Annotated in this window: 8 protein-coding genes and 1 pseudogene; 2 read left to right on the forward strand and 7 right to left on the reverse strand. The window is 47.7% G+C overall.

The window, feature by feature from the left end:
• Positions 1-142 precede the first annotated feature (142 nt).
• Complete coding sequence (locus HXY43_RS23650) at positions 143-1,366, forward strand: hypothetical protein (protein ID WP_290888659.1); 1,224 nt, start codon at positions 143-145, stop codon at positions 1,364-1,366.
• 162 nt (positions 1,367-1,528) lie between these two features.
• On the opposite strand, the gene HXY43_RS23655 is transcribed toward HXY43_RS23650, so the two are convergent.
• From HXY43_RS23655 to HXY43_RS23675, 7 genes and pseudogenes are all read right to left on the reverse strand, one after another.
• The gene (locus HXY43_RS23655) at positions 1,529-2,329 is read right to left on the reverse strand and encodes a hypothetical protein (protein WP_290888662.1); all 801 of its coding nucleotides are present in this window, start codon (positions 2,327-2,329) and stop codon (positions 1,529-1,531) included.
• A gap of 94 nt (positions 2,330-2,423) precedes the next feature.
• Positions 2,424-2,810, reverse strand: coding sequence for a MarR family transcriptional regulator (locus HXY43_RS23660; RefSeq protein WP_290888665.1), 387 nt, complete (start codon positions 2,808-2,810; stop codon positions 2,424-2,426).
• Between the two features lie 349 nt (positions 2,811-3,159).
• Positions 3,160-5,130 carry an acetate--CoA ligase gene (gene acs, locus HXY43_RS23665; RefSeq protein ID WP_290888668.1) on the reverse strand — a complete coding sequence of 657 codons (1,971 nt, stop codon included), beginning with the start codon at positions 5,128-5,130 and terminating at the stop codon, positions 3,160-3,162.
• Positions 5,131-5,263: 133 nt separating this feature from the next.
• Positions 5,264-7,609 carry a bifunctional acetate--CoA ligase family protein/GNAT family N-acetyltransferase gene (locus HXY43_RS23670; protein WP_367161500.1) on the reverse strand — a complete coding sequence of 782 codons (2,346 nt, stop codon included), beginning with the start codon at positions 7,607-7,609 and terminating at the stop codon, positions 5,264-5,266.
• A complete protein-coding gene (locus HXY43_RS26990) occupies positions 7,578-7,664 on the reverse strand; it encodes a hypothetical protein (protein ID WP_367161501.1) in 87 nt (28 codons plus the stop codon). Before HXY43_RS26990 ends, HXY43_RS23670 begins: the two co-directional genes overlap by 32 nt.
• Positions 7,658-8,113, reverse strand: a pseudogene (locus HXY43_RS26995) (CoA-binding protein); the annotation flags it as partial. The pseudogene HXY43_RS26995 and the gene HXY43_RS26990, both read right to left, overlap by 7 nt.
• 156 nt (positions 8,114-8,269) lie before the next feature.
• Positions 8,270-9,196 carry a histone deacetylase gene (locus tag HXY43_RS23675; protein WP_290888674.1) on the reverse strand — a complete coding sequence of 309 codons (927 nt, stop codon included), beginning with the start codon at positions 9,194-9,196 and terminating at the stop codon, positions 8,270-8,272.
• Positions 9,197-9,203: 7 nt separating this feature from the next.
• Between HXY43_RS23675 and HXY43_RS23680 the strand changes: the two genes are divergently transcribed.
• Entirely contained in the window at positions 9,204-9,386 is a 183-nt protein-coding gene (locus HXY43_RS23680; protein WP_290888676.1) for a hypothetical protein, read from the forward strand.
• Positions 9,387-9,782 lie beyond the last annotated feature (396 nt).

Consider the following 9,782-nt stretch of genomic DNA (forward strand, 5'->3'; position numbering starts at 1 on the left):
CCTCTGCGTCTTCTGTGGTTCGATTCTGAAAAGCGATCGCTAATGTTTATGCTCAAATAGTATTAGCAACGCAAGTTAGCAGGCATAAGTATTGAAAGCGCCATCATAGAAAAGCTGCGTACACTACTCCCAGAAAGCGCTCATGCCAACGCTGAAAGAAAGGCTATTTGCAGCACTTCAAACAGCGGGGATGCCTCAGATTCCCGGAGAGTTCTCCGTTGTGCCGTGGTATCAGGAAATACCCAAATCAGTACTGGCAGAGATTCGTGAATTCATCCGCTTATTTGACCGAGTGACAACACGGCTCACCTGGCAGTCAGCGGTGACTGCTGATAGCCTGGAAATTACCAGACATCGACGCCCAGAAGTCTGCTTTTTCAGTGCTTGGGACTTCCATCTACCAACCGAACATCCATCTGATTGGCAGTTGATTGAATTCAATGACAATGGCTCTGGTCTTTTCTTTGCTGGATTAATTAACCAGATATTCTACGACATTTCCGGCTTGAAACAGCGCTCAGACATCCAGCCACCGCCAAATTTTTCTGCTTTCGGCGAGTTAGTGGCTGGCATAGTGGAAGCAGAAGCCAGAAGATTCTTTGGGAAATTTCCTGATGGTCTGTTTCTGATTTTGGATGATGCGGAATCGCTGCAACGAGGAAAGTTTCGACAAGAACTGATCCTAATGCGCGACCTCTGGCGACAGCGGGGATGGCAAACAGAAATCGCTTCGCCTGCGGAGATTAGCTGGGATGGCAGGCGACTGCTTTGGGATGAGCAGGAGGTCTGTTTTATTGTTAATCGCTCAACAGATTTCTTGTGGCAGGCGGAAGTTTTTGCTCCTCTACGAACAGCCTACACTCAAGGTAGAGTCTACGTTGCCCCGAATCCTTTTACTTATGCCACCCGCAGTGATAAACGGTTGCTAGAGTTTTTGTCTCTCCCCGATCGCGATGAACAGTTGGCTATTCAACCCGAAGAACGAACTATGCTAAGCGCTCATGTGCCCGAAACTCACCTGATCCGAGAAGATAATTTGGAGGCGATCGCCCGCACGAAGGAAAAGTTTTTCTTTAAGCCACTTTATGGTTTTGGAGGTCGTGGCGTACTTACTGGTGCTCAAGTAGGGCGATCGCGCCTACATAAGTTACTCAAGCGCGGGGAACACTATGTTGCTCAGAAAAGAGTGCCAAAATTTCTCCTACAATCTGAAAATATCCATGAAAGCATTTCCCTATGGACAGATCTGCGGGTATGGGCTTATCAGGGAGAGATTTTCTTGTTATCAGGCCGTGCTTCCCAGCGTCCGGATATCCTGGATCTGACTCCTCCCGGTGGCTGGCTACCAACCTATGCTCAGGTATAACTGAAGCTGACATCGCGAAGGAAAATATTTTAAGTAATGAGTTTGCACTCTTGCAGGGAAAGAGGAAAGGATACTTTCATACCTTTCACCCTTACCCTTTTTCCTTTTCCCGACTTTTGTAAAAAGTCTATAGTTGTGAAAGAAGGCTATGTGCGAGAATTACTACACATCTGTTGTTAACACTGAAACTGCATTAGACTTAGTTGTTGTGGTTTGTGCTTGTAAAATTAGTTTGATGAGTGAATATAGATGCAGCACAGTTGCAATAGGAACAACGAAAAGCGGAATCAGCGACAGTGGAAAATAAGCGAAGGGTTGAGTAACAAGAATTTTTTCATTAAACAAAGTGTGACTTAAGTTGCTGTAGAGAATACCGCTACCAATACCTACTGCGATCGCCAAATCTAGCAAACCAATAGCATTCCACAGGATTGCTAAGTAGCGCCAGCCATTCCCTTGTTTCCAAACCCAATAAGCAACTAGTGGAGCAAGTAAGCCAGTGATTAGATCGCCATAACCTGCTGGAATAGCAAAGTAAGCAGGCAAAATATCCAAAACCATCAATGGCAAAAATACGATACCAATGATTCGGTAGATTTGAATCCCAATCAACCAGTGCTGTGGTGCTGTTACAACAATATTTTGCCATGTACGTGAACGAAGTAACAGTAAACCGATCGCAACAGGCATGAGAATCAGAGGTAGCATGCCAATGGTAGGAGCACCAGGATGGAGAGCTGGCACATAAGAATTCATAGTAGCTGCCAGCGTTGGTGCTAAGAGCAACCATGCTGTTGGCACTACTGCCATGAGAACCGCAGTGATTCGCTGTGTGTTTGCTGGTAGATTAAGACGCTTGACAATTCGAGCAACACCAAGCCATAGCGCTATACCAACTGCAAGATCGGTGAAGATGATCGCGACTGCAACATAGACAGGTATTTTGGTGAGTGTGTCTGTCATTATTGGATTTCCTCTGCTAATTTTTGGCAAAAAAACACAGAACACATACAAGAATTTTGGGAAAAAGTGTACATACACATATTTGAGAAAAAAATTAAGCCCCTTGAGCAATTTGAGTTGAATTGGCAAGGAGAGCAAGCAAGGTACTTGCGGCTTCTGCTCCTAACCCCTGAACCATTTTGGTCTGGGCTTGCTCCCATAGAGGAAGTGCTTCTGCCACAACCGCTCGACCTTGTGGAGTCAGTGACACAAGGCGTTCACGACGATCCTCACCAACTGTAATTTCAATCAATCCCTGTTCCTCAAGGGGTTTAAGGTTGCGTGTGAGAGTAGTGCGATCCATAGACAACACGTTTGTTAAGTCAGTCAACTTTATTAAACCCGTCTGCATCAAAGCTGCTAGCACAGTGAACTGTGTGCCACGCAAACCCAATGGCTTGAGAGTATCGTCATAAAGTTGCGTTACTGCTCGTGTAGCCATACGAAGATTGGCACAAACGCACAACCTTGTTTGAGTGAAATCACATTGAGATGTTTCCACTTCTGCTAATTACGTGTATATACACTTTTAAGGATAGGGTTTTTTCTTGAGATTGTCAAACAAGCGAGACGAGATATTAACTTTGGTGTCTTAGTGTCTTGGTGAGTCCAGCCCCCCAGAAGGCTTCTGCCTTTAGGGGGACTGGCATAGACGCCCCTTGTGGGCGGCTCAAGGTAGAGTACCCGTAGACGCGCAGCGGCTCAAGGCAGAGTAGGGTGGTTAATAAAATTTGTTTTTGAACCACAAAGACACAAAGGCACAAAGTCTTCTGCGTACTCTCCATCAAAATTTACGTCCCTGCCCGCAATTGACCGATTACGCTACGGTCTTCCAAAGTTGACAAATCGCCCACAACCTCCTGACCAGCTGCCAAGGCACGGAGGACGCGCCGCACAATCTTACCGGAACGAGTCTTAGGTAAAGCATCGGTGAAGCGAATTTCACTCGGACGAGCGATCGCCCCAATCTCCCGAACAACGTGCTGTTTCAATTCTTTTGCTAGTTCTTCGCCCGGGGAATACCCTTCTTCTAAGGTAACAAATGCAACCAGTTCTTCACCTTTGATTTCCTCTGGTCTACCAACCACCGCAGCTTCCGAAACTGCTGCATGAGAGACTAATGCTGATTCAACTTCCATTGTCCCCAGTCGGTGTCCGGCAATATTAATTACATCGTCTACTCGACCCATAATCCAGAAGTAGCCATCTTGATCCTTGCGTGCCCCATCCCCTGTGAAGTATAAGTATTGACCATCTTTAGGGGGGATATGCTCCCAATAGGTGCTGCGATAGCGATCGGGGTTGCGGTAGACTGTCCGCAGCATTCCTGGCCAGGGATTCTTAATTACCAGATATCCGCCTTGGTTCTCACCCACGGGATTACCGTTTAAATCGACCACATCTGCAATGACTCCAGGAAATGGTAAGGTAGCAGAACCAGGTTTGGTAGGAGTTGCTCCTGGTAAAGGTGCAATCATCACTCCACCGGTTTCCGTTTGCCACCAAGTATCGGTAATCGGGCAGCGATCGCCACCTATCACATGGTAGTACCACATCCAAGCAGTAGGGTTAATTGGTTCACCCACTGACCCCAGCAAGCGTAGAGAAGACAAGTCTCGTGCTTTGGGCAGTTCTTCTCCCATCTTCATGAAGGTGCGGATAGCAGTGGGAGCGGTGTAAAAAATAGTGACGCGGTATTTTTCAATCACATCCCAAAAACATCCAGGATTGGAACTGCGGGGTGCGCCTTCGTACATTAGCGTTGTTGCACCGTTGGACAGAGGGCCGTAGACTATGTAGCTGTGCCCCGTAATCCAACCCACGTCAGCAGTACACCAGAAAATATCTGTATCTTTGATATCAAAAATCCACTTAGTCGTGATGTGGCTGTAGAGGTTGTAACCACCAGTGGTATGAACAACGCCTTTGGGTTTGCCTGTAGTACCGGAAGTGTAAAGGATGAATAGCGTATCCTCGCTGTCCATCGGTTCGGCAGGACATTCTGTTGGCACATCCTCGCGTAGTTCGTGCCACCAGAGGTCACGTCCCGATTTCATGTGAACTAGTTGCCCTGTGCGCTGGACTACTAAAACTTTTTCTACGCTAGGTACACTATTATCTGCCAGTGCTTTATTCACCTGCTCTTTCACTGGCACGATTGCATCCTTGCGCCAACCGCCATCAGCAGTAATTACAACTTTTGCTTGGGCATCTAAAAGCCTGTCTTTGAGAGCCTCGGCGCTGAAACCGCCAAAAACAACGGTATGGGGTGCACCAATGCGAGTACATGCCAACATCGCGATCGCAACTTCGGGAATCATGGGCATGTAAATACCAACGCGATCGCCTTTTTTTACTCCCAATTGTTTTAGGACATTTGCCATCTGGCAAACTTCCTGGTGCAACTGGGCATAAGTAAAAGTGCGAGAGTCCCCTGGTTCTCCCTCCCAAATTAAAGCTGTCTTGTCACGCCTATCGTTGGTGAGATGTCGATCCAGGCAGTTATAACTAACATTCAGTTTGCCACCAACAAACCACTGGGCAAAAGGTGGTTGCCAATCTAACACCTTGTCCCACTTTTGGAACCAGTGTAATTCTTGTGCTGCCAGTTCTCCCCAAAAAGCTTCGGGATCGGCTACGGATTTTTCGTAGAGGTGTTTGTAGTCTTCTAGACTTTTAACATAAGCGGCTTGTGAGAATTCTGTAGGAGGTTGGAAGAGGCGGTGTTCTTGAAGGATGGATTCTATAGTAGCTTGTGACATAGTTTTTACTCCTGATAAAATCGGGGATTGGGGATTGGGCATTGGGGATTGGTGATTGGTGATTGGGCAATATTAAGACTTATTAATTCCTAATCCCTATTCCCCAGTCCCCAGTCCCTAGTCCCCAGTCTTTTCATAAATCAATCTCTGCTTTCACCAAGTCAGCAGCGCGGTGCAGGCGAAAGCCGACTTTTTCACAGACTCGTTGCATCCCTGCATTTTCCGGTAGGATGTCAGCGGTGATGCGCTTGATTTGCTCATTACGGCCGATTTGCACCAGTCGTCGCAGCAGTTCTGTGCCTAACCCCAGTCTTTGGAAGGGGTCACTGACAAGCAATGCAAATTCTGCTTCGTCCACGCCATGTAATTTGCTTAAGCGTCCCACCGCTAGAATTTCATGATTTCCGGTCTCTGGGTTTTTATAGTCTGCTACTAATGCCATTTCGCGATCGTAATCAATGAAGCAGAGACGCATCAGGCGTTCGTGGGCGATCCTCTGACTTAGTTTCACTAAATGGAAGTAACGAAAATAAACGCTTTGCTCTGAAAGTGTTTTGTGGAATTGCACAGCAAGCGGCTCATCTTCTGGACGGATGGGACGGATAGTAATGGTTGTGCCATCTTTTAGTGTCCAGGGTGTAACGTATTGCGTTGGATAGGGACGAATTGCCAGTTTAGGTAGTTGTTCTTGAGTCAAGTCTGGTGGGTGCAGGACGATACGCGCATCCAGGGCGAGTAGTGAAGAAGAGGCGTCTTCGGTGATGCGGGGAGACTGTGCTGAGAAATTCCCTGTGTCCCCGTGTCCTCGTCTCTCCGTGTCCTCTTGTTTCCCTGTGTCAGCATACCGCACCAACAAAGGGTTAATATCGATTTCCTTGATCCAGCGTTGTTCTATTACTAGTTGCGAAAATCGCACTAATAACTGCTCCAGGGATGCCAGATCTACAGGTGGGCGTCCCCGCACTCCTTGGAGGGCTTTGTAGATTTGGGTTTGTTCCATCATCCGCCGTGCCAAGGTAGTATTGAGGGGTGGGAGTGCGATCGCTCTATCTCTAAACACCTCCACTAGTTGTCCTCCTGTGCCAAACAGCAGTACAGGCCCGAATTGTGGGTCAAGGCTGCTACCAACAATCAATTCGTAACCACCGTCGAGCCTAACCATTGGCTGCACCGTTACTCCCAAGAAATGCTCAGATCCAACTTTCTCACTGACAGAGGTTTCAATGGCGCGATAAGCCCAGCGCACAGCTTCGGCATCCATAAGATTTAACTGTACGCCCCCGACATCAGTTTTATGGGCGATCGTCTTCGACAGGAGTTTGAGCACGACTGGATAACCGAGGGAATTCGCACAGTCAACAGCTTCGTCTGCCGTTGTCGCCACGCAGGCTGGAACCGAGGGAATGCCGTATGCTGCGAGGATTTGTTTAGATTCCAATTCTGTCAGAATTGTTCGCCCTGCCTCACGAGCTGTTTCAATTACCTTCTCGGCAATGGCGCGCTCAGGTAAACCATCCCATTCCAGTAAAACAGGAGTTTCGTAGATGCCGCGCAGGTTGTAGCTATACTGCCACATATAAGTAAATACACGGGCCGCTGAATCAGGGTAGGGATAAGTAGGAATGCTAGCACGATTGAGAATTGCTTCCCCTGCCATCACCTCGGCTCCTCCCATCCAAGTTGCCAGGATCGGTTTGCTCTGTAGAGACGTTGCATGCAACGTCTCTACACGGGATTTTAACTGCTCGGCTGTCTGGGTGGGGTCGGTCATTGCTTGGGGGGTAAGAATGACGAGCATACCGTCACTGTTCGGATCTTTAGCGGCAATGTCCAGAGTTTTGGTGTAGCGTTGTGGATCTGCATCTCCGAGAATATCGATGGGGTTGCCATGACTCCAGTAGGTTGGCAGGATTTGGTTGAGGGAGGTAATTGTATCTTCTGAGAGTTCTGCCAACTCTCCGCCAGTGGTAATCAGAAAATCAGTTGCTAGCACCCCCGGGCCGCCAGCGTTGGTAATTATGGTTAGGCGCGGCCCTTTGGGACGAGGCTGCTTTGCCAGTACTTCCGCCATGTTAAACAGTTCAGAAATTCTGGTCACTCTCAGCACCCCACTGCGCCGGAAGGCAGCATCGAGTACTTCATCACTACCAGTGAGTGCCCCTGTATGGGAAGCCGAAGCTTTGGCGGCTGCCTCTGTCCGACCTGCTTTAATAACAATAATCGGCTTAGTCAGCGCTACTTCACGAGCAGCAGAGAGAAACGATCGCGCATCTCCAACCGATTCCATATAAATAACAATACTCTGGGTCCGGGGATCGTCACCGAGATAGTAAATTAGGTCGCCCCAGCCTACATCTAGCATGGAGCCAATCGAGACAAAGGCGCTAAACCCGACATTTTCTCGCAAACTCCAGTCTAGGATAGAGGTGCAAAGCGCCCCACTTTGACTAATAAAACCGACCTTTCCCGGACGTGCCATTGTACTGGCAAAAGTGGCATTGAGTCCTGTATGAGGATTCATCACTCCCAGGCAGTTGGGGCCGATGATTGTTAGTCTGCCTTTACGAGCTTCATGTAAAATTTGTTGCTCTAGCTCAATACCCGGAGCGCCGATTTCCCTGAAACCAGCGGAGATAATCACCGCACTTTTTACACCAGCTTCTACACACTCTCGTACAATTCCTGGAACCGTGGCGGCAGGTGTGGCTATAACTGCTAAATCGATCGCATCTGGTACTTCTGCAATATTGGGGTAAGCTTTAATACCCATGACGCTGTGGTGTTTGGGGTTGACAGGAAACACCGTACCGCCAAAAGGATTGCCGATCAGGTTCCACAGCAGGGTGCGTCCCACGCTTCCAGGCGAATCACTAGCACCAATCACGGCAACTGTTTCCGGTGCAAAGATGGAACTGAGGGGTTGGCGTTCGGAACGCAGAATGTCGTAGGTGGGATCGGTTTTAAATGTGATGCTGGTTTGCATATCGCTCAAATTCCTTGATGAGGACACCCTTTGAGGCAACTAACTGAACCTAGCTTGTAGATTACGAGAAATAGTTGAGGAACTTGTGAGGATATTGGAGAAAGGTGCTTTGCCAAGATGCGGTTTGCTGGCGATCGCATCTGATATCAAGTTTGGCTAATTCATGTTCATTAAACAACTCTCAATCGTCGCCACCACCGATCGCCCTAATGAATTCAAGTCATATCCCCCTTCCAAACCAAACAAAATCCGCCGGGTTAACTGCAAACAATACTTTGTAAACACCCCGTAATCTTCTGGTTGCAGACGCATGTTAGCTAACGGGTCATCCTCCGTTGCGTCATAGCCCGCACTAACGATCAACAAATCCGGTTGGAAGTTGCTTAAAAATGGTATGACCTTGTGTTCAAATAATGGTTGATAATCAGCCATTGTGCTACCAGGAAGCATAGGTAAATTCAGCACGTTGTTATACTTGCCGTGTTCGCTAGTATTGCCAGTACCAGGAAATAAGGGAAATTGATGCAAAGAACAGTAGGCTATTCGGGGGTTGCCCTGTACTATCGTTTGTGTACCGTTGCCGTGATGTACATCCCAATCAAGAATGGCAATGCGGTTGACTCCGGGATGGTCTAAAGCATAGGAGGCGGCACATGCTTCATTGTTGAAAATGCAAAATCCCATGCCCACCTCACGCAATGCATGATGACCGGGGGGACGTGCCAGGACAAACGCAGGTTCGCCTGTTGTTAACACAGAATCTACACCATCCAACCAAGCACTCACCGCTAGCAATGCTACTTCATAGGTACGTGGAGAAACAACCGTATCGCTGTCGATTTGACCACCGCCTCGATTAGATAATGCCCGCACTCCGTTAATATAGCTGGGGTCATGAACTCTTTGCAGATATAGCATGGGGTCTCGTTGATCGACTGGAGTAGGAGTTTTCCATTCAATCTGGTCAGTCCAGGGTGCAGCTTTGAGCGCGTTCTTAATTGCGGTCAAACGTTCTGGCTTTTCGGGGTGAAAATAGCCTGTGTCGTGCAACAGGAACTCGTCGGAGTAAATAATAGGTAGCATAGGCGGTGTGAATGCTGGCAATTCAGCGCGGGATTACTTTTATACTCATGAGTGTGTTTTTGACGTTGCTGGAATTTTGATGGTTTTGTGGGATGGTGACGCTAGCCGTTCCTTGGATGTTCGGGGCAGACAAGATGTCTACCCGACAAGAATCATCCCAAGACCAGTGCAAGGCCGGATTTTTTGTTGAGTATTCGGTTCTCTACTTGTAACTTAAGCGCTAAAGTTGAGGAATTTGTGAGGATCTGGATCTATTATCTTTCAGCCATGAAGCCATCACACAAATAGCGATCGCTTGACTTTTAAGACAGTCACGGAAGTCCCTTAGTACAACTTTGCGTAAAATCGTAGCTTTTTTAAACGCACGCCTGTAGCGGAGTAAGCGCACCAGGTAGCAGAGTCTTTTCAAAAATAATTCGCTACGAATTAATGAAACGCTGTACTTAGTAGAGGGGGGTTTTTATTTTTGGCGTTGCTGAATCAAGATATGAATTTACAATTCACGGGTATGTAGAGACGTAGCAATGCTACGTCTCTACAATGATTTGGCATCGAGCTACAAAAATGTATGCAAACATAATTCATG

It is taken from the genome of Fischerella sp. (assembly GCF_013388695.1).
GTDB lineage: Bacteria > Cyanobacteriota > Cyanobacteriia > Cyanobacteriales > Nostocaceae > PCC9605.